At 72.6% G+C, this 19,239-nt stretch carries 19 protein-coding genes and 6 tRNA genes; 14 read left to right on the top strand and 11 right to left on the bottom strand.

The window, feature by feature from the left end; all coding sequences use genetic code 11:
• Positions 1 to 197 precede the first annotated feature (197 nt).
• The 3 genes from cobT to ACFXJ5_RS34570 all read left to right on the top strand — a co-directional run bounded on the left by cobT (position 198) and on the right by ACFXJ5_RS34570 (position 6,065).
• A complete protein-coding gene (gene cobT / locus ACFXJ5_RS34580; protein ID WP_384640185.1) occupies positions 198 to 3,524 on the top strand; it encodes a nicotinate-nucleotide--dimethylbenzimidazole phosphoribosyltransferase in 3,327 nt (1,108 codons plus the stop codon).
• Between the two features lie 442 nt (positions 3,525 to 3,966).
• Positions 3,967 to 5,196 (top strand): uroporphyrinogen-III C-methyltransferase, encoded by a 1,230-nt coding sequence (gene cobA, locus ACFXJ5_RS34575; protein WP_384640182.1) that lies wholly within the window; start codon positions 3,967 to 3,969, stop codon positions 5,194 to 5,196.
• A 53-nt stretch (positions 5,197 to 5,249) separates the two neighbouring features.
• Positions 5,250 to 6,065, top strand: coding sequence for a TrmH family RNA methyltransferase (locus ACFXJ5_RS34570; RefSeq protein WP_384640179.1), 816 nt, complete (start codon positions 5,250 to 5,252; stop codon positions 6,063 to 6,065).
• A 78-nt stretch (positions 6,066 to 6,143) separates the two neighbouring features.
• Here the strand turns inward: ACFXJ5_RS34570 and ACFXJ5_RS34565 are convergent, their stop codons facing one another.
• The 3 genes from ACFXJ5_RS34565 to ACFXJ5_RS34555 all read right to left on the bottom strand — a co-directional run bounded on the left by ACFXJ5_RS34565 (position 6,144) and on the right by ACFXJ5_RS34555 (position 9,803).
• Positions 6,144 to 7,262, bottom strand: a complete 1,119-nt coding sequence (locus ACFXJ5_RS34565) for an acyl-CoA dehydrogenase family protein (RefSeq protein ID WP_384640176.1) — start codon at positions 7,260 to 7,262, stop codon at positions 6,144 to 6,146.
• Complete coding sequence (locus tag ACFXJ5_RS34560; protein WP_384640174.1) at positions 7,259 to 8,440, bottom strand: acyl-CoA dehydrogenase family protein; 1,182 nt, start codon at positions 8,438 to 8,440, stop codon at positions 7,259 to 7,261. Before ACFXJ5_RS34560 ends, ACFXJ5_RS34565 begins: the two co-directional genes overlap by 4 nt.
• A 100-nt stretch (positions 8,441 to 8,540) precedes the next feature.
• On the bottom strand, positions 8,541 to 9,803 hold the full coding sequence (locus tag ACFXJ5_RS34555; RefSeq protein WP_384640172.1) for a serine/threonine-protein kinase: 1,263 nt from the start codon (positions 9,801 to 9,803) through the stop codon (positions 8,541 to 8,543).
• A 206-nt stretch (positions 9,804 to 10,009) separates the two neighbouring features.
• Here ACFXJ5_RS34555 and ACFXJ5_RS34550 point away from each other — a divergent pair, with 206 nt between their 5' ends.
• From ACFXJ5_RS34550 to ACFXJ5_RS34535, 4 genes are all read left to right on the top strand, one after another.
• Entirely contained in the window at positions 10,010 to 10,252 is a 243-nt protein-coding gene (locus ACFXJ5_RS34550; RefSeq protein ID WP_384640169.1) for a hypothetical protein, read from the top strand.
• A gap of 229 nt (positions 10,253 to 10,481) precedes the next feature.
• A complete protein-coding gene (locus ACFXJ5_RS34545; RefSeq protein ID WP_384640167.1) occupies positions 10,482 to 10,685 on the top strand; it encodes a hypothetical protein in 204 nt (67 codons plus the stop codon).
• A 331-nt stretch (positions 10,686 to 11,016) separates the two neighbouring features.
• Entirely contained in the window at positions 11,017 to 11,904 is an 888-nt protein-coding gene (locus ACFXJ5_RS34540) for a phosphotransferase (RefSeq protein WP_384640302.1), read from the top strand.
• A 62-nt stretch (positions 11,905 to 11,966) separates the two neighbouring features.
• On the top strand, positions 11,967 to 12,275 hold the full coding sequence (locus tag ACFXJ5_RS34535; protein ID WP_384640165.1) for a zf-TFIIB domain-containing protein: 309 nt from the start codon (positions 11,967 to 11,969) through the stop codon (positions 12,273 to 12,275).
• A gap of 53 nt (positions 12,276 to 12,328) precedes the next feature.
• On the opposite strand, the gene ACFXJ5_RS34530 is transcribed toward ACFXJ5_RS34535, so the two are convergent.
• From ACFXJ5_RS34530 to ACFXJ5_RS34510, 5 genes are all read right to left on the bottom strand, one after another.
• Positions 12,329 to 12,403, bottom strand: a tRNA-Val gene (locus ACFXJ5_RS34530).
• 20 nt (positions 12,404 to 12,423) lie between these two features.
• Positions 12,424 to 12,495 (bottom strand) — tRNA-Val (locus tag ACFXJ5_RS34525).
• 22 nt (positions 12,496 to 12,517) lie between these two features.
• A tRNA-Val gene (locus ACFXJ5_RS34520) sits at positions 12,518 to 12,589 on the bottom strand.
• A gap of 4 nt (positions 12,590 to 12,593) precedes the next feature.
• Positions 12,594 to 12,664 (bottom strand) — tRNA-Cys (locus ACFXJ5_RS34515).
• A gap of 33 nt (positions 12,665 to 12,697) precedes the next feature.
• Positions 12,698 to 12,770, bottom strand: a tRNA-Gly gene (locus tag ACFXJ5_RS34510).
• Between the two features lie 176 nt (positions 12,771 to 12,946).
• On the opposite strand from ACFXJ5_RS34510, the gene ACFXJ5_RS34505 reads away from it, so the two are divergent.
• Genes ACFXJ5_RS34505 through ACFXJ5_RS34495 form a run of 3 tightly spaced genes read left to right on the top strand, consistent with a single transcriptional unit; the run spans position 12,947 to position 15,650 of the window.
• The gene (locus ACFXJ5_RS34505; protein WP_384640162.1) at positions 12,947 to 14,011 is read left to right on the top strand and encodes a chorismate-binding protein; all 1,065 of its coding nucleotides are present in this window, start codon (positions 12,947 to 12,949) and stop codon (positions 14,009 to 14,011) included.
• A gap of 56 nt (positions 14,012 to 14,067) precedes the next feature.
• On the top strand, positions 14,068 to 14,832 hold the full coding sequence (locus ACFXJ5_RS34500) for an aminotransferase class IV (protein WP_384640299.1): 765 nt from the start codon (positions 14,068 to 14,070) through the stop codon (positions 14,830 to 14,832).
• The gene (locus tag ACFXJ5_RS34495) at positions 14,829 to 15,650 is read left to right on the top strand and encodes a GNAT family N-acetyltransferase (protein WP_384640159.1); all 822 of its coding nucleotides are present in this window, start codon (positions 14,829 to 14,831) and stop codon (positions 15,648 to 15,650) included. Before ACFXJ5_RS34500 ends, ACFXJ5_RS34495 begins: the two co-directional genes overlap by 4 nt.
• Positions 15,651 to 15,679: 29 nt before the next feature.
• On the opposite strand, the gene ACFXJ5_RS34490 is transcribed toward ACFXJ5_RS34495, so the two are convergent.
• Positions 15,680 to 16,183: a DsbA family protein gene (locus tag ACFXJ5_RS34490; RefSeq protein ID WP_384640157.1), complete on the bottom strand. Its 504-nt coding sequence runs from the start codon at positions 16,181 to 16,183 to the stop codon at positions 15,680 to 15,682.
• Positions 16,184 to 16,283: 100 nt separating this feature from the next.
• Here ACFXJ5_RS34490 and ACFXJ5_RS34485 point away from each other — a divergent pair, with 100 nt between their 5' ends.
• On the top strand, positions 16,284 to 16,703 hold the full coding sequence (locus ACFXJ5_RS34485; protein WP_384640155.1) for a hypothetical protein: 420 nt from the start codon (positions 16,284 to 16,286) through the stop codon (positions 16,701 to 16,703).
• Between the two features lie 221 nt (positions 16,704 to 16,924).
• Positions 16,925 to 17,062, top strand: a complete 138-nt coding sequence (locus ACFXJ5_RS34480) for a hypothetical protein (RefSeq protein WP_384640153.1) — start codon at positions 16,925 to 16,927, stop codon at positions 17,060 to 17,062.
• 254 nt (positions 17,063 to 17,316) lie between these two features.
• On the opposite strand, the gene ACFXJ5_RS34475 is transcribed toward ACFXJ5_RS34480, so the two are convergent.
• Together ACFXJ5_RS34475 and ACFXJ5_RS34470 are read right to left on the bottom strand one after the other, a co-directional pair.
• Positions 17,317 to 17,877 (bottom strand): CGNR zinc finger domain-containing protein, encoded by a 561-nt coding sequence (locus ACFXJ5_RS34475; protein WP_384640150.1) that lies wholly within the window; start codon positions 17,875 to 17,877, stop codon positions 17,317 to 17,319.
• Between the two features lie 163 nt (positions 17,878 to 18,040).
• A complete protein-coding gene (locus ACFXJ5_RS34470; protein ID WP_003959770.1) occupies positions 18,041 to 18,454 on the bottom strand; it encodes an SsgA family sporulation/cell division regulator in 414 nt (137 codons plus the stop codon).
• A 190-nt stretch (positions 18,455 to 18,644) separates the two neighbouring features.
• Here ACFXJ5_RS34470 and ACFXJ5_RS34465 point away from each other — a divergent pair, with 190 nt between their 5' ends.
• Positions 18,645 to 19,076, top strand: a complete 432-nt coding sequence (locus ACFXJ5_RS34465; RefSeq protein ID WP_384640146.1) for a TIGR02611 family protein — start codon at positions 18,645 to 18,647, stop codon at positions 19,074 to 19,076.
• A 54-nt stretch (positions 19,077 to 19,130) separates the two neighbouring features.
• Positions 19,131 to 19,202: transfer RNA gene (locus ACFXJ5_RS34460), tRNA-Val, on the top strand.
• The last annotated feature ends 37 nt before the right edge of the window (positions 19,203 to 19,239 follow it).

The raw sequence follows: 19,239 nt of genomic DNA, 5'->3' as shown, positions 1-19,239 counted from the left end.
CGGCGCGTGTGCGCACGGTAGGCTGGCGGATCGTTGTGCCGTCGTCGTGCGTTGACGGGGTGTCCGGGCAGCTGTCAGAGGGGGCAGCGCTTGTCACCCTTCGCCGATGGTGCCGCCGACAGCGCGCGCTCGTTGTAGCTGTGGGTGGGATGTGCGGTGCGGCGTTGGAAGGAGTAACCGATGGGCGAGGGGCACGCATGACTGACACCGGCCAGTTCCCGGGCGAGGGACTGCCGGGGAACGCAGGCGAAGAAGCGGTTCTGCACCCGCAGCACGCCGACCTCCCCGGTAACTCCGGTACTGCCGCGCAGCAGCCGATGGGCGTCCCGTCGTGGGACACCGATCCGCTGACCGCGCCGGTGCCGCCCGAATATGCCTATGTCGACCAGCCGACCGTCCCGATGGGCGCCGACGAGGACGACGATCTGCTGCTGATGCCCGGCCCGCAGGCCTCCTGGGGCGACCCGGTGCCGGTCCCGCCGCAGCCGTTGCTCACCCAGCAGGTGCCTTCCATGACGCCGGTGCCGATGGACGGATCCCTGCCGGGTGTCGGATCCCTGCCCGGCGTCGGGTCCGTGCCGGTCGAACTGCCCGTCGAGCCGGTGCCGCTGCAGGCGACGGTGCCCGCGGAGGCGTTCGCGGTCGAGCCGTTGGTGGTGGAGGCGGACGCGGCGGAGCCCCGTCCCTTCGAGCCGGTCGCCGTCGAGCCCGTTCCTGCCGGGCCGGCTTCTTTTCCCGCTCCTGGTCGGCCTGTTGAGCCCGTGTCGATAACGGCCCAGGCCCAGGCGCCGGCCGTGGCCCCCGCGCCGGAGGCCCACGAGGCGGACGGCCGTGACTCCGGGTCCCTCGACCACGGGGCCGTACGGGGACCGGAGCCGGTTCAGCCGACCCCGCCGCCGCTCCAGGCCCCAGCCCCGGCGCCGGCCACGACGTCCACCCCGACTCCCGCGCGGCGGCCGCTGCACATGGGCCCGCCGCTGCCCGACCCCGCCACGGGCGGTGTCGTACGTTCGCTGGCGGACCGCGGCCCCGCGTCGCAGACCCAGGTCCAGGCCGCTGTCCAGACCCCGACCCCGGCTCAGGCGCCGACCCCGGCTCAGGCGCCGGCTCCGGCTCCGGTGCCGACTCCCGTACGGCAGCCCGGGCCGCCCACCACGGGTCCCGAATACCTCGATGTGCCGCGTGACGACACCACGGCCATCTCCACCCAGGCGCTGGCCTCGACCCCGGTCCCGACCCCGGCGCCGGTCCAGGACTCCGTTCAGTCGGTCACGCCGGCCGCCGGTGTCGCGTGGCCCGCCCCGGCGCAGGATCCGGTCGTCCCGGCGCCGGTCTCTGTTCCTGTTCCGGTTGCTGTTCCCGTTCCCGTTCCCGTTCCCGTTCCGGACGAGGCTCCTTCCGTCGAGACGTCCACTCCGGACATCTCCATCCCGGCGCAGACGGCCCCGGAGCCCGAGCCGGAGCCCGTCGTCGACGACACCACACCGCTGCCCTTCGGGCTCGAACCGGCCGTCGAGGAGCAGGCGTTCACCCCCGAGCCCCAGCCGCTCGCCGAAGCGCCGGTGGCCGAGCCGCAGCCCGAGCCCGAGCCGCAGCCCGTTGTTCCGGACGAGCCGGTCGCCGTGACCGGGGCCGCTGACGCGCCCGTGGAGCCGGACCCCGAGCCCGAGTTCGCGCCTGAGCCCGCGCCTGAGCCCGAGGCCGCCGCTGAAGCGGTCGTTGAGCCCGCGGCGGACGCCCCGGAAGAGCTCGACGCGCCGGAGGAGGAAGCCGTCGCCGTCGTCGCCGGCCCCGCCGCCGAGGGCTACGACGTCGCCGTACGCGACGCCGTCCACCGCGTCATCCGCGAACGCCGCGACATCCGCAACGGCTTCCGCAACGACCCGATCCCGCACGAAGTGCTCATCCGGGTCCTGGAGGCGGCGCACACCGCGCCCAGCGTCGGCCACTCCCAGCCCTGGGACTTCGTGGTCATCCGCTCGGCCAAGACCCGCGAGCGCATGCACGAACTGGCCATGCACCAGCGGGAGGCGTACGCGAAGTCGCTCCCCAAGGGCCGCGCCAAGCAGTTCCGTGAACTGAAGATCGAGGCCATCCTCGACACCCCCGTCAACATCGTGGTCACCGCAGACCCCACCCGGGGCGGCCGCCACACCCTCGGCCGGTACACCCAGCCGCAGATGGCGCCCTATTCGTCGGCGCTGGCCGTGGAGAACCTGTGGCTGGCGGCGCGTGCCGAAGGCCTGGGCGTCGGCTGGGTGAGCTTCTTCGACGAGCGCGAGATGGTGCGCGAGCTGGGGCTGCCCGAGCACCTCGAGGTCGTCGCGTACCTGTGTGTCGGTTACGTCGACGAGTTTCCCGAGGACCCCGAGCTGGTGCAGGCCGGCTGGTCCAAGCGCCGGCCGCTGGCCTGGGTCGTCCACGAGGAGGAGTACGGCAACCGCGCCCTGCCCGGCGAGGCCCCGCACGACCTCCTTGAGGAGACCCTGCGCGGCATCCGGCCCCTGGACGCCAAGGCGCTCGGCGAGGCCTGGGAGCGGCAGAAGCGGATGACCAAGCCGGCCGGCGCGCTCGGCATGCTGGAGATCATCTCCGCGCAGCTCAGCGGCCTGTCCCGGCAGTGCCCGCCGCCGATCCCCGAGCCCGCGGCCGTCGCGATCTTCGCCGGCGACCACGGAGTGCACGCCCAGGGCGTCACCGCCTGGCCGCAGGAGGTCACCGCCCAGATGGTGGCCAACTTCCTCGGCGGCGGGGCGGTCTGCAACGCCTTCGCCAACCAGGTCGGCGCCGAGGTCTGCGTCATCGACGTCGGCGTCGCCTCCGAACTCCCCAGCACCCCCGGCCTCCTGCCGCGCAAGGTCCGGTACGGCACCGCCGACTTCACCCTCGGGCCCGCCATGTCCCGCGAGGAAGTGCTGCGCGCGATCGAGGTCGGCATCGAGACGGCCAGGGACCTCGTCGCCGCGGGCAACCGCGCCCTGCTCACCGGTGAGATGGGCGTCGCCAACACGACCGCCTCCGCGGCCCTGATCTCCGTCTACACCGGCGTCGACCCCGCCGAGGTCACCGGGCGCGGCACCGGCATCAACGACGAGATGCACGCCCGCAAGGTCGACGTCGTCCGCCGCGCCCTCGAGCTCCACCGGCCCGACCCCGCCGACCCGATCGAGGTCCTCGCCGCAATCGGCGGCCTGGAGCACGCCGCCATGGTCGGCCTCCTGCTGGGCGCCGCCTCGCTCCGTACGCCGGTGATCCTCGACGGCGTCAGCGCCGGCGCCGCCGCCCTGGTCGCCCGCGCCATCGCCCCCGAAGTCCTCGCCGCCTGCATCGCCGGCCACCGCAGCGCCGAGCCCGGCCACCGCGCCGCCCTCACCAAGCTCGGCCTCCGCCCCCTCGTCGACCTCGACCTGCGCCTCGGCGAGGGCACCGGCGCGCTCCTCGCACTGCCGCTCGTACAGAGCGCTGCGCGTGCCATGCACGAGGTCGCCACGTTCGACTCCGCCGGAGTCACGGAGAAGGCCTGACCCAACCTCCCGGGTTGGGGGTAGGCCGTCCTCCCCCAGCTAGACGCTGGGAGGTGCCCCCAAGGCGAGCGAAGCGAGGTGGGGGTCCCCCCGGCCGAAGGCTGGGGGAGGGCTGGCCCAACCCGGCCGCACCCGGCGACGGGCGCGCACCACGACGGTGGGTGTCCGGGGGTGCGTCGGCGGCCGACGGTCCGTGGCCGGGTTGTGCCAGCCCGTTCCTCCCCCAGACTTCGTCCGGGGGGACCCCCAGCGGAACGTTCTCCCACAACCCGGGGTCCGGGGTGGGGGCACCTCCCAGCCGCCAGGCTGGGGGAGAGCCCCGGTTTCGGGAAGGGGCGGGGTGGGGGATTCAACCCCCGGGCCACGATCCGCAGCCGCTCACGGCGCCTCAAGCACCCCATATCGTTGCTGTTAACCGCAAGACCCAAGGAGCCGCACCGCCATGACCCGTAACGACGACGCTCCCGCGTACCCCGTCGGACTGCGGCTGTCCGGGCGGCGCGTCGTCGTCCTGGGCGGCGGCCAGGTCGCCCAGCGCCGGCTGCCGCCCCTGGTCGCGGCCGGCGCCGACATCGTGCTGGTCTCCCCGTCCGCGACGCCCTCCGTGGAGGCGATGGCGGACGCCGGCGAGCTGCGCTGGGAACGCCGTGCGTACCGCGCGGGCGACCTCGCGGAGACCTGGTACGCACTGATCGCGACGGACGACCCGACCGCCAACGCGGAAGCCTCCGCCGAGGCCGAGGCCCACCGGGTGTGGTGCGTGCGCAGCGACGACGCCGAGGCGGCGACGGCCTGGACGCCGGCCACCGGGCGCAGCGAGGGCGTGACCGTCGCCGTGCTGACCGGACGCGACCCCCGCCGTTCCGCCGCCGTGCGGGACGCCGTGGTGGAGGGCCTGCGCGACGGCACCCTCGCGGCACCCCACCACCGCACCCGCACCGCCGGCGTGGCGCTGGTCGGGGGCGGCCCGGGCGACCCGGACCTGATCACGGTGCGCGGCCGCCGCCTTCTCGCCGAGGCCGACGTGGTGATCGCGGACCGCCTCGGCCCGCGCGACCTGCTGGACGAGCTGCCTCCGCATGTGCAGGTCATCGACGCCGCCAAGATCCCGTACGGCCGGGCGATGGCCCAGGAGGCGATCAACCAGGCGCTGATCGACCACGCCAAGGCCGGCAAGGCCGTCGTACGGCTCAAGGGCGGCGACCCGTTCGTCTTCGGCCGTGGCATGGAAGAGGCCGAGGCGCTCGCGGAAGCCGGGATTCCGTGCACCGTGGTGCCGGGCATCTCCAGCGCGATCAGCGTGCCGGGGGCGGCAGGCATCCCGGTGACCCATCGCGGGGTGGCACACGAGTTCACCGTCGTCAGCGGTCACGTGGCCCCGGACGACCCGCGTTCGCTGGTGGACTGGACGGCCCTGGCGAAGCTGCGCGGCACGCTGGTTTTGCTGATGGCCGTGGAGCGGATCGGCGCGATCGCCGCCACGCTGGTGGAGCACGGGCGGGCGGCGGACACGCCGGTCGCGGTCGTCCAGGAGGGCACGACGGCCGCCCAGCGCCGGGTGGACGGCACGCTGGGCACGGTGGCCCAGGTGGTGCGGGACGAGGGGATCCGGCCGCCCGCGGTGATCGTCATCGGTGAGGTCGTGTCGGTCGGCGCGAGTAACCGCCGGTAACTTCTCGCGTCCCCAGCGTTGGCACCGTACTTCGGACAAGGCAGTATCACCCTGTGGCTGAGCTCATCACGATCGACGACCCCGACGACCCGCGTCTGCACGACTACGTCTCGCTGACCGACGTGGAGCTGCGCCGACGGCGCGAGCCCGCCGAAGGCCTCTTCATCGCGGAGGGCGAGAAGGTGATCCGGCGCGCCCGGCACGCCGGGTACCGGATGCGCTCGATGCTGCTGTCGGCCAAGTGGGTCGACGTCATGCGCGACGTCATCGACGAGGTGCCCGCACCGGTCTACGCGGTCAGCCCGGAGCTGGCGGAGCGGGTCACCGGCTACCACGTGCACCGGGGCGCGCTGGCGTCGATGCAGCGGCGGCCGCTGCCGACGGCCGACGAACTGCTGGCCGGAACGCGGCGCGTGGTGATCATGGAAGCGGTCAACGACCACACCAACATCGGCGCCATCTTCCGCAGTGCCGCCGCCCTCGGCATGGACGCCGTCCTGCTCTCCCCGGACTGCGCCGACCCGCTCTACCGCCGCTCGGTGAAGGTGTCCATGGGTGCGGTCTTCTCCGTCCCCTACGCCCGGCTGGACACCTGGCCGCGCGGGCTGGAAGCCGTACGCGAAGCGGGATTCAAGCTGCTGGCCCTCACCCCGGACGACAAGGCCGCCGACATCGACGAGGCAGCCCCCCACCGCCTGGAACGGGTCGCCCTGATGCTCGGCGCGGAGGGCGACGGCCTCTCCACGCAGGCCCTGGTCGCCGCCGACGAATGGGTCCGCATCCCCATGGCGCACGGCGTGGACTCGCTCAACGTCGGTGCGGCCGCCGCCGTGGCCTTCTACGCGGTGGCGACGGGACGAGCCCGATGAGCTCGCGCTGCCGCCGGCACATCGCGGTTCAGGCCCGGAGCGCGACCTCACCCCGGACCTGAACCGCGCAGCGGCTCCTCAGGCCCCGGCCGGAAGCCCCACCAGCCCGGCGAGTGCCGCGCGATGACGGCCCGGCGTGCCCAGCGCGATCTCGTCGGCCTTGGCGCGCTTCAGGTACAGGTGGGCCGGGTGCTCCCACGTCATCCCGATGCCGCCGTGCAGCTGGATCGCCTCCTCCGCCGCGCGCACCGCGACCGGCGCGCAGTACGCCTGGGCCACGGCCACCGCGATCCCCGCGTCCTCGGCGTCCGTCGCGAGCGCGTCGGCGGCGTTACGGGCGGCGGCCCGCGCCGCGACGACCTCCAGCCACAGATCGGCCAGCCGGTGCTTCAGGGCCTGGAAGGAGCCGACCACGCGCCCGAACTGGTGCCGCTCGCCCAGATAGCGGACCGTCTCGTCCAGGCACCACTGGGCCATGCCCAGCTGCTCGGACGCCAGCAGCCCCGCGCCGGTGAGCAGCGCCCGGTCCAGGGCGGCCGCTGCCGTCCCCGGGCCGGCCAGCAGCCGTGCGGCGACCCCGTCGAGGTCGAGGTCGGCGATCGGCCGCGTCAGGTCCAGGGACACCGGCACGGCGATCCGTACGCCTGCTGCGTCGGCCGCGACCTCGTACAGCCCAGGACCCTGCGGCCCGACGGCCGGCACCACCAGCACGTCGGCGGCCGACGCGTCCGCCACGCTGGTCACCCGCCCGGTGAGCGTGCCGTTCCCGTCCGCTCGTACGCCCTCCGGGAAGGCCGCTCCGGGCGCCGTCGGCAGCGGCACGGCCAGCGCCCCGACGGCCTCGCCGGCCGCCAGCCTGCCCACGACCTCCTCGGCGGCATCCGTCCCCGCCCCGAGCAGCGCGGTCGTCGCCAGTACGGCGCTGCCGAGGAACGGTACGGGCGCCACCGCCGCGCCCAGCTCCTCCAGCACCACGGCGGCCTCCCGGGCCGACCCGCCCTGGCCGCCCGACTTCTCCGGCACCAGCAGCCCGGCGAGCCCCAGCTCCTGTGCCAGCGTCCGCCAGAGACCCAGGTCGTACGGCGTGTCGCTCTCGATGCGGGCCAGCACGGCGGACGGCGGGCAGCGGTCGGCCAACAGCCCCCGCACGGCGGCCCGCAGGTCGTCCTCGACCTCGCTGTACAGCAGATCACTCATCGGGGCAGGTCCTTCCAGGCGGCGTCCTTGTCCGTACGGGGCTCCGAGGGCAGGCCGAGCACCCGTTCGGCGATGATGTTGCGCAGGATCTCGGACGTACCGCCCTCGATCGAGTTGCCCTTGGCCCGCAGATAGCGGTAGCCGGCGTCCCGCCCGTAGAAGTCCACGATCTCCGGCCGGGTCATCGTCCAGTCCCCGTACCGCAGCCCCTCCTCGCCCAGCAGCTCCACTTCAAGCCCACTGACCTGCTGGTTCAGCCGCGCGAACGCAAGCTTGATCCCGGCCCCCTCCGGGCCGGGCGCACCGAGCGCGAGTTGCTGCCGCAGCCGCTCGCCGGTCAGCCGGGTCACCTCGGAGTCCACCCACAGCCGCAGCAGCCGGTCGTGGAGGTCCGGCGTCCGCAGCTCCGGCCGCTCACGCCAGGTCCTGGCCACAGTGCCGATCATCCCGCCCTCGCGGGGAAGCGCCGCGCCGCCGATCGCGACCCGCTCGTTGTTGAGCGTGGTCTGGGCGACCCGCCAGCCGTCCCCGATCTCGCCCAGGCGGAGCGAGTCGGGAATGCGCACGTCGGTGAGGAAGACCTCGTTGAACTCCGCCTCGCCGGTGATCTGCCGCAGAGGCCGGACTTCGACGCCCGGATCGTGCATGTCGCAGACAAAATAGGTGATGCCCCGGTGCTTCGGGACATCCGGATCCGTGCGCGCGATCAGAATCGCCCACCGCGCGTTGTGTGCGTTGGACGTCCAGACCTTCTGGCCCGTGACGACCCAGTCGTCACCGTCCCGTACGGCCCTCGTACGCAGCCCCGCCAGGTCCGAACCGGCCCCGGGCTCGCTGAACAGCTGGCACCACACCTCGTCGCCGGTCCACAACGGCCGCAGCAACCGCGCCTTCTGCTCCTCGGTCCCGAACCGCAGAATCGTCGGCGCCGCCATGCCCAGCCCGATCCCGATCCTCCGCGGCTCGTTGTCCGGCGCGCCGACCGCTGCGAGCTCGGCCTCCACGACCTCCTGCAAGGCCCTCGGCGCCCCGAGGCCGCCCAGCCCCTCCGGGTAGTGCACCCAGGCCAGCCCCGCGTCGAACCTGGCCCGCAGGAAGTCGCCCCTGTCGGTACTCCCCGGGTCGTACGTCGCGACCAGCGCCGCCACCCGCTCCCGCAGCCCTTCCGCCGTCACCATCCGCCGCACCCTCCTCGTTCCTAAGCAAGCGCTTAGTAACGTACCCGGCGAAAGGGCAGTACGCCACCCCGGGAAGTGGACGTCTGTACGCCGATGGCCGTTAGAGCGCCGGGCAGTCAGGAGCCTGCGGGGCCTGCCCCGCGCAGACCCGCGCGCCGCCGCCGGTCACCCCGAGGCCGCGCGTCGGGCCCTGGCAGCCCTGGGCGGCAGCGATGCCGAGGGCGACCAGCAGGGTGACGGTCACGAAGACGATGAGCCGCTGCCGCAGCAGCCGGCGGTCGGGCCCGGGACCGGCCGGCCGGGGCGTGCGCGCCGGAGTGCGCGGCACGGGCCTCGGCACCGGCCTGGGCGTGGGGCGAGGGGTCGGGCGGGGCGTGGGCCGCGCCGACGCAGGCGTACCGCCGGTTCCGCTCGTGCCGCCGGTGGCGCCCGTACTGCCGGTGCTGCCTGCCGAGCGCCGCTCCGTACGCTGCTCCACATACGCCTGCGCCCGCGCCCCGGTCGGCCGCTCGGGCCCCCGGGGAGCGCCTGTGCTCAGCCCCCGGGCCTCCCGCGCCGCGATCTCCGCCAGCCGCTCCGAGAGTTGGACCGTGCTGGGCCGGTCCCCGGGGTCCTTCCCGAGGCAGGCGTGGACGAGCGGCGCCAGCGAGTCCGGCACCCCGCCCAGATCCGGCTCCTCGTGCACGACCCGGTAGAGCATCACCTCGGAACTGCCCTGCCCGAAGGGCGAGTCCGCCGTCGCCGCGTACGCCAGCGTCGCGCCGAAGGCGAACACATCCGTCGCCGGGGTGACCGCCGCGCCCCGCACCTGCTCGGGCGCCAGAAAGCCCGGGGAACCGACCGCGGTCCCGACATGCGTCAGCGTGCTCGCGCCCGTCGACCAGGCGATGCCGAAGTCGATGATCCGGGGCCCCTTCGGGGACAGCAGGATGTTCGACGGCTTCAGATCCCGGTGTACGACGCCCGCCTCATGGACCGCCACCAGACCCTCCGCCAGCGCGGCGCCGATCGAGGCGACTTCGGCCGCGCTCAGGATCCCCTCCTGCGCGACCTTGTCGTGCAGCGAGGGCCCCGGGACGTACTGCGTCGCGAACCACGGCCGGTCCGCGTCCAGATCGGCCGCCACCAGCCGCGCCGTGCAGCCGCCGCGGATCCGCCGTGCCGCCGACACCTCACGGGCGAAGCGCGAGCGGAACTCCTGATCCTCCGCCAGCTCCGGCCGGATCACCTTCAGAGCCACCCGCTGGCCGCGCTTGTCCGCGCCGAGGTAGACCACGCCCATGCCGCCGGCGCCCAGCCGCCTGTGCAGCCGGAAGGAGCCGACGACACGCGGATCCTCGCGCCGGAGCCGCATCATCGTCATGTCCATCCCCGCTGCCTGCCTGGCCAGTTCTGACGCCCACAGCTTACGGACTGACCGCCCGGTGTGCTGATAGGCCGCGCATGCGCCGGACGGGGGATTGTCAGTGCCGGGTGAGATCCTGGAGATACGGGAAACGGTCCGCCGGACGCGACCCAGCGTCCCTCATCCCGCCATCAACGGTCCGTCGTACAAGGGGGATTGACGCCGTGAAAGGTGATCGTGTGGAGATAGTGGTGGACGCCGGGGACACCACCCGGACCTATGAGGTGATCGCCACCCGAGCCGGTCGCCGGGTCGAGACGGCGGTCCGGCGCGGGGTGGTGGAAGTGAGCGAGGTCACGCGCAGCGGCTCCGTCGTGCGCACCGCCCGCTTCATGGCCACCCGGGTGCTGGCCCTGGTCGAGCAGCCGGTGCCGAGGGACCAGGCCGATGAGAAAGGCGCGGCATGATCAGGGTCCACCCCTGACCCTCCCTGGGGGTCGGCGCCCGCCGTCTCCACCCAGGGGAGTATTCGGAACCTCCCGGAGTCATCCTCCGGGAGGCCAGTGAATCGATACGAGGGCATGACGACCGGCGTCGCCCGCGTCCCTAATGTTGAGGTCAAGCGGCGGGCGGAGCACTCGTCCCCCGAGGCCTAACGCCCGCCGCCCCACCACAGACCAACCCCAGGAGAGGGCCATGGCGAACTCGGTGAGCCATACGGTACGGCCGACTCGCGGCAGCAGGATCGCCGCCTTCGGCATTCGCCCGTCCGGCACCCGGCATCCGCTGGTGGCGGTGGCGATGGTGCTTCCGCTCGCCGTGCTCCTCGCCGTGGCCTTCGGGGGCTGGCAGGCAGTGGTCACTCAAGCGTCGTCCGTGGCCGGTCTTATGGGGCGCTGACAGATCGCCCCTTGCCCGGAAGAGCGGTCCGGGTGGGGACACCGGTGTCGAAACCCCGTGGGGACGGGGGTCCGGCGGACGGCTTGGTGCCCGGGCATCAGCGATGGTGCCCGGGCACCTCTTTTTTTGAGGCGAGTTCGCCTCCGCTGCGCTGAGCCGCTGTCGACAGTCGATCGTGCTCGGTCGCTCGTTCCTCGCGAACTGCGCGCGTTCTCCTTTTCGACAGCGACCGCTCCGCTTCGGCTCACTCGCCGACCCGGAACCGCAGATCCCTGGCCGAGCGTCGATCGTAGGGTGGGGGAGGAAATGGGGGAGGGGCGTGGCCGGAGCGCTGACATTGACTGACGCCTTGCGGGCTCGGGCGGTAGCTGCCACCGCGGGTGCGCAACGGGATACTGCGGTGCTCGCCGAGCGCAGCGACGGCACCGTTGTCCGCAGTGGGGGAGTCGTGCTCAAGGCGCATGCCGCTGACTCCGACCGTGAAGCGCTCGCGCGGCGGGTGGGGGTGGCGGCTCATCCGTCCCTGGCCGGGGTCCTGCTGCCGCCGTTGCCGTACGGCTCGGTGCTGCACGGCCGGGCCGTGACGGCGTGGCCGTACGGCGAGCCTGTGCGGCGGGACACCGATCCCGAGGCCGCGCCGTGGGAGGAGGCAGCCGTGCTGCTGGCCACGTTGCACTCGACGGCGCTCCCGCATCCCGTGCCGCCGATGCGCGGTCCGGCGAAGGCGGCGAGGGCCGTGGCGAGGATGCGGGCGGTGAAGCACGACGCGGTGGTGCTGGAGGCCTGGGCGGGGTTGCCGGAGTGGGCTCGCGACGAGGCCCCGCAGCCGTCGCACCGTCGGGCGTTGTGCCACGGGGACCTTCACTTGGGCCAACTCGTACGGCACCCGGCGCCCGACGGGGACTGGCGGCTGATCGATGTGGACGACCTCGGGGTGGGCGATCCCGCCTGGGACCTGGCCAGGCCGGCGATGTGGTTCGCGGCCGGTGTGCTGGCTCCGGGGGTCTGGGATCGGTTTCTGGGCGCGTACCGGGCCGCCGGGGGCCCGGCCGTGCCGGGGGAGGGCGACCCGTGGCCGTATCTCGACGTGCCGGCCCGGGCGTTGGCCGTGCAGACGGCGGCCCTGGCCGTCGCGAAGTCCGTGGCGGAGGGCCGCGTACTCGACGAAACGGAACAAGCCGTGCACGATGCCTGCCGTCGGATGGCGCGGATATCGTGAACCAAGCCCCGCCGGACGGACGTTCCGGCGGTGACCAGCAAGCGCGAGGAGTTGAGCCGACGATGCTCTGTCCCAAGTGTCATGGCCCGATGCAGACGTACAACCGCAACGGTGTCCAGATCGAGCAGTGCGGCAACTGCCGGGGAATCTTCCTGGACTACGGCGAGCTCGAGGCACTGACCCGTGTCGAGGCGCAGTACTCCGCCCCGCCGCAGGGCTATCCGGCGCAGGGCTACCCGGCGCCGGCCCCGCAGCCGTATCCCCAGCAGCACGCGCCCTCCTGGGGCGCCCCGCAGCACGGCGGCCACGGCGGCGGTCACTACGGCCACCACAAGCACCGCGGCCTGGGCCACATGCTCTTCTCGTCCTGACGTCGTCCTGAACGACGAATCCCCGGGTCAGCCAGAGCTGACCCGGGGATCGGTGGTGGACGATACTGGGATTGAACCAGTGACCTCTTCCGTGTCAGGGAAGCGCTCTCCCGCTGAGCTAATCGTCCTGGTGCTGCGGGGTGCCGCGTGCGCGATACTGGGATTGAACCAGTGACCTCTTCCGTGTCAGGGAAGCGCTCTCCCGCTGAGCTAATCGCGCGAGAGGACCCGCGAGGGTCCAGTGGACGATACTGGGATTGAACCAGTGACCTCTTCCGTGTCAGGGAAGCGCTCTCCCGCTGAGCTAATCGTCCGTAGAGGTGGAGACGGGATTTGAACCCGTGTAGACGGCTTTGCAGGCCGTTGCCTCGCCTCTCGGCCACTCCACCAACGCGGGGGCTCGGGAAGAATCCCCCACTCCGAGCGGACGACCAGGTTCGAACTGGCGACCTCAACCTTGGCAAGGTTGCGCTCTACCAACTGAGCTACGTCCGCAGGTGCCGGTGCTCCGGGGCGCTTCCGCGTCCCGGCGACGTGTTGAACTCTAGCGGATTCCCCCGCCGCCTCCAAAACGCGTTTCCGCAGCGTGCCGGGCAGGTGACCAGGCCATCTCCTCCACCGCCCCGGTTCTAGACTCGCAGAGGACCCTCCCGACCGACCCAGGAACCCCCGTGCCCGAGCTCGCCCCCATGGCCAGGTTCGGCGGCCTTGTCGCCTCCGACCTGCGCGATGTCACCACCGACCCCACCGCCCTCGACTCCTCGGGCTTCTGGGCGGTGGCCGCTGATTTCGAGGGGCAGATGGTCTGCGCGCGCTTCCGGGACGTACGTCCCGACCCGGCGCTCCCCGCCGGGAAGGGGAAGTGGCAGGGCCCCGCCCCCACCGACTGGGTCTCCTCGCTCGACCGGGACGCCTACACCGCCGGCGTACGCCGCATCCGCGAGTACATAGCGGCCGGTGAGGTCTACCAGGCCAACCTCTGCCGCGTGCTGTCGGCGCCCGTCGCACCCGACGCCGACGTGGACGCGCTGACCGCGCTGCTGGCGCGCGGCAACCCGGCCCCGTACGCAGGAACGATCCGGCTGCCCGCGTACGGCGTCGAGATAGCCACCGCCTCGCCCGAACTCTTCCTGCGCCGCCGGGACTCCACCGTCGAGTCGGGCCCGATCAAGGGCACCGGCCGCACCGAGGCGGATCTGCTGCCCAAGGACCACGCCGAGAACGTGATGATCGTCGACCTGGTCCGCAACGACCTCGGCCGGGTCTGCGCCACCGGCACCGTCACGGTCCCCGAGCTGTGCGTGGTCGAGAAGCACCCCGGCCTGGTGCACCTCGTCTCCACTGTGCGCGGCGAACTGCGCGACGGAGCAGGCTGGGCCGAGCTCTTCGCCGCGACCTTCCCGCCCGGCTCGGTCACCGGCGCCCCCAAGTCCAGCGCCCTGCGCATCATCGAAGAGCTCGAGACCGCCCCGCGCGGCCCCTACTGCGGCGGCATCGGCTGGGTCGACGCCGACCGCGGCACCGGCGAGCTGGCGGTCGGCATCCGTACGTTCTGGATCGACCGTACGGAATCCGCCGTCAGCGAGGGAGGCCCCCTGCTGCGCTTCGGCACCGGCGCCGGGATCACCTGGGGTTCGGACCCCGGGCGGGAGTGGGAAGAGACCGAGCTGAAGGCGTCCCGGCTGCTGGCGGTAGCGTCGGGGGAGTACGACACGACGAACGAGGAGACGCTGTGAGCAGCATCTGGGTCGACGGCGGCCTGCGGGACGAGGACGCGGCGACCGTGTCCGTCATGGACCACGGGCTGACCGTGGGCGACGGCGTCTTCGAGACGCTGAAGGCGGTCGACGGGGCGGCCTTCGCCATGGACCGGCACCTGCGCCGGCTGGCCCGCTCCGCGCGGGGCCTCGGCCTGCCAGAACCCGACCTCGACCAGGTCCGCCGGGCCTGCGAGGCGGTCCTCGCCGCCAACCCCATGCCGTACGGCCGGCTCCGCGTCACCTACACCGGCGGCACCTCCCCGCTGGGCTCCGAGCGTGGCGACACCGGCCCGACGCTGGTCGTGGCGCTCGGCACCGCCTCCGTACGGCCCGACACCACCGCCGTCGTCACCGTGCCCTGGACCCGTAACGAGAAGGGCGCCCTGGCCGGGCTCAAGACCACCTCGTACGGCGAGAACGTCGTCGCCCTGGCCCAGGCCCACCGCAACGGCGCCTCCGAGGCGCTCTTCGCCAACACCCAGGGCCGGCTCTGCGAGGGCACCGGATCCAACATCTTCGTCGTCATAGGCGGCAAGCTGCTCACCCCGCCGCTCGCCTCCGGCTGCCTGGCCGGCATCACCCGCGAGCTCGTCGCCGAGTGGAGCGGCGCCGAGGAGGCCGATCTTCCGTTCGACGCCCTCGACGAGGCGGACGAGCTGTTCCTGACCTCCACCCTGCGCGACGTGCAGGGCATCCACGCCATCGACGGCCGTCCGGTGCCCGGCGCCCCGGGCCCGGTCACCGCCAAGGCGATGCGGACCTTCGCCGAGCGCGCCGCCGCCCACCCGAACCCGTGACCACGACCCTGCGCCCCGCCGAGCCCGAGCAACGCTGGCGCGGCGGGGTCCGTGCCCGCCGCTACACGGTGTGCGTCAACAGCCGCCCGGTCGGCGAGATCACCGTCAGTACGGACTCCCGCTTCGGCGCCGACGTCGGCCGGATCGTCGCCCTCCGCATCGACCCCGCCGACCAGCGGCGCGGCCGCGGCACGGTCGCCGCCCTCGCCGCCGAGGAAGTCCTGCGCGGCTGGGGCTGCCGCCGCGCCGAGGTCAGCGTCCCCGCCGACGCGCCCGTCGCCCTCCGCCTCGCCACGACGCTCGGCTACACCGAGCGGAACCGCGGCATGGCCAAGACGCTGCCCCCGCTGCCGCCGGAGCTGCCTGAGGGCAGCTCCGTACGACCCATGAACGACGCGGATTACGCGGCCTGGCACGAGCGCGAGCGCGCCGAGTACATCCAGAGCTGGGTCGACCGGGGCATGGCCCCCGACCGCGCCGTCGCCGTGGCCGAGGCCGACTACCTCGCCACCCTCCCCGACGGCCCGGCCACCCCCCAGACCGCCCTCCGCGTCCTCTCCGACCACGGCACCGACGTCGGCCACCTCTGGCTCCGCCTCCGCGAACCCGCCTGGGTCTTCCTCGTCACCGTCGACCCCGCCCACCGCCGCCACGGCCACGGCCGCACCCTCATGCTCGCCGCCGAACGCGAATGCGTGGCCTCCGGCGTCCCCCACCTCGGCCTCAACGTCTTCACCGCCAACACCCCCGCCCTGCGGCTCTACGAATCCCTGGGCTACCGCTCGACGGATCACCACTTCTTCAAGCCGCTGCTCTGACGTTCGGGTTGGGGGGAGCAGGCCCGTGGTCAGCCTGCCAGCAGCCGGTCGGCGACGGCCTCGACGCGCTGCCGGAGGCCCTCCTGGCTCTTGCCGCCGTCGAGCCGCTCACCGTCGATGACGTACGTGGGGGTCCCGGTGACACCGATCGCGCGGCCCTCGGCCTGGTCGGCGTCGACGACGAGCAGATGCCGGCCGTCGACGAGCGCGGTGTCGACTTCCTCCGCGTCGAGCCCGACCTCCGCCGCGATCTCGACGAGCAGCTTCTCGCCGCGCGCGGCGAGCTCGCCGACCCGGGCGAGCACGGCTTCCGTGTACTCCCAGCCGCGCCCCTGCTCGAAGGCCTCCTCGGCGGCCTGAGCGGCAGCGTAGGCGTGCTTGTGCTTGTCCAGGGGGAAGTGGCGGAGCTGGATCACCAGCGCGTCACCGTACTTGGCCCGGAGGGCACGCAGATCGTCCAGGGCGGCGGCGCAGTCGGGGCACTGCAGCTCGCACCAGTACTCCAGGACGGCCGGGGAGGAAGCATTGCTCATGACGGACAGTCTCCCACTCGGGGAGGAGCCGCCCCCGAGATCACCCTGATCCCGGCGCCGGGGCGTGGTCGGCACGGGGCGCCGGGTGCACGATGGAGGCATGCTTACTTCGACCGTGTGCGTCGCGCTCTCGGCGGCAGGCCTGGCCATAGCCCTGCTCACCGCGTATCGCCGACGTTATCTGGCGGCGGTACGCACCGCCGCGCTGGCGCTGCTGCCGGTCGGGCTCTACATGACCGGTCTGGTCACCCTGGGCAGCAAGGTCGGGAGGGCCGTCGGCACCTGGGCGGCCGATCTGGTGTTCAAGCCCAGCGTGTGGGCGGGCTTCGGCGTGCTGGCGGTGTCGGCGGTGCTCTACGTGGGCGGACGGTTCGCCTCCGGCCGCCGCAGGGGCAAGGAAAAGGCCACACCGGCCGTGGAGGGCAAGGCGTCGGCCCCGGCGCTGCCCGCCAAGGGGAAGGAACCGTCGCTGTCGGACTTCAGCGAGGTCGAGGAGATCCTGAAGCGTCGCGGCATCTGAGTCCCGAGTGCGCATCCGCGTCCACATTCTGAGATTTTCCCGGGCTGAGTTTGAGATCACTCCTCAGTACGCGTGTGTTGGTCACGCCACCGCCCCGCCCTGCGACATCATCGCCCTGGCGACCTCAACTGCCATCCCCTGAGCGGTACTTGGCATGCTCAGGAGCGTACGGTTGTGCGAGTTCGTTCACCCCGTCGAGCGACCCACGACCTTTTAGGGCCATGGAAGCAGAAGCAGAAAACACTGAGCCGCGCGGCTGCCTGTTCGCCCTCTCCCAGCCGCCGCTGATGCTGTTCCTGACCGTGATCGGCGGACTGCTCGGCGCAGGGGCGCTGTACGACCTTCGGCCGTTCTTCTGAGGCTGAGGCTGAGGGCCGGAGCTGGTGCCGTGACCGGCGATGTTTGCCCGTCAAGGAGCGTCGTCCGGTGCGTGCGATCGCAAGGCGGCCGGATGTCCTTGATGGGGGTGCCCCCTGCTCGAGCGAAGCCGAGAGCTTGGGGGTGGGGGTACCTCCCGGCCGAAGGCTGGGGGGAGAGCTACCAGGGCTTTTGGCCAACGCCGCGAGCGTGCGTGCTGGGCGGTGCGACAGGGCAAAGCTTGCCGGGAGGGGCACTAGAGCGCCTCGGCCTCGCGGCGCCGCGCCCGGTACGCCGCGACATGCAGCCGGTTACCGCAGGTGCGGCTGTCGCAGTAGCGGCGGGAGCGGTTGCGGGACAGGTCGACGAAGGCACGCCGGCAGTCCGGCGCGTCGCAGCGGCGCAGCCGCTCGTGCTCCCCGGCGACGACCAGGAAGCCCAGGGCCATGCCGCAGTCGGCGGCGAGGTGGTCGGCGAGCGAGGCGCCGGGGGCGAAGTAGTGGACGTGCCAGTCGTAGCCGTCGTGGTCGGTGAGCCGGGGGGTGGTGCCGGCCTCGGCGACGAGTGAGTTGATCAGTGCGGCGGCTTCGGAGGTGCTGGCGGCGGCGAAGACCCGGGCGAACCGGTCCCGTACCTCGCGTACCGCTTTGAGGTCCGGCTCGTCGAGCGGTCCGACCTCGCTGACGTCGTTCCGCTCGACGTAGCTTCGCAGGGCGGCGACATCCGCCAGCCCTTCGCGGCCGTCGTACTCCGGTCCTGTGTTGATCAGATCCACGACGGAGTCGAGGGCGAACTTGGTGTCATGGTTGATGAGCACGGAATCGCTCCCTGGCCGGGTCAGGCGTTGCGTTCCGGCGACTCTAGCGCGAGAGCCGCTGCCCCGGAGCTGTGCTCCGGAACAGCGGCTCTCGCGGTTCCGCTCGGATCGTGTCCGCGCCGTACCCCCGAGAATCAGTACGGCCGCGGACGGCGTGGGGGCGTCAGCTCTCCGCGAGGATGTGGGAGAGCTCCGTGTCCAGGTCGAAGTGACGGTGCTCGGTGCCCGGTGGCACGGCGGCGTCGGTCCGCTTCAGGAACGACTCCAGGGCCCGCGCCGGGGCCTCCAGCAGGGCCTCCCCCTCCGGGGAGCTGAGGGCGATGCACACGACGCCCTGGCCGTGGCTGCGGGACGGCCAGACTCGGACGTCTCCGGTGCCGGTGGGCCGGTGCAGCCCTTCGGCGAGGAGGTCGCGGGCGAAAACCCATTCGACCGTTTCCTCGGCACCGGTGTGGAAGGTGGCGTGCACGGCATACGGATCGGCCGTGTCGTACCGCAGGCCCGCCGGGACGGGCAGTGACGATTCGCTCGACACAACGAGGCGCAGGTGCAGCTCGCAGCTGACCGTGGTGTTCATAAGCGCCAGGGCCTTTCGCTCAGTGTGCGCTCGGGGATTCGCACGTCGGCGAAATCGACATGCCACCAGCGGGGACGTTGTAAACCCCTCTGACTGGTTTGTGAGGCTTCTGGTACCTCGTCCGGCCGAGTTCCTTTATCGCCCAGAAGGCCATTCCGGTGATCGCGATCAGTCGGGTAAGTTGGGCGATATGACTGCGGAGGGTGACGAGGACGGGACGGCCGTCGACGAGGCCGCCGACGCCGACGCCACCCGGGGCCTGGGTTCGCGGGCGCCCCGCTTCATCAAGAGCTCCCGGGTGCTGCACCTGAGCTGGCAGGTGGCCGTCTTCCTGGTCGGCCTGGCCGTGGTGGCCGGCGGCGTGATCCTGCTTCCGCTGCCGGGTCCGGGCTGGGTGGTGATCTTCGGCGGGATGGCGATCTGGGCGACCGAGTTCGTCTGGGCCCAGCTCGTTCTGCGCTGGACCAAACGCAAGGTCACCGAGGCGGCCCACCGGGCGCTCGACCCGCGGGTGCGGCGCCGGAACATCATCCTGACGACGGTCGGCCTGGTGATCATCGGGGTGCTGGTGGGGATCTATCTGGCACGCTACGGATTCGTCATGCCGTGGCATGTGCACTGAGCCCGTGCGTGGTCCGGCCACCGGCTGAGGTGCGGTAAGGTTGTTCCCGCGCCGGGGCGATTAGCTCAGCGGGAGAGCACTTCGTTCACACCGAAGGGGTCACTGGTTCGATCCCAGTATCGCCCACCCCGGTCCGAGGGCCCGGAAGCCGAGAGGCTTCCGG

Origin of the sequence: Streptomyces sp. NPDC059373 (genome assembly GCF_042751495.1) — a bacterium.
Lineage (GTDB): Bacteria > Actinomycetota > Actinomycetes > Streptomycetales > Streptomycetaceae > Actinacidiphila.
This window is presented reverse-complemented; position numbering and strand designations above follow the sequence as displayed.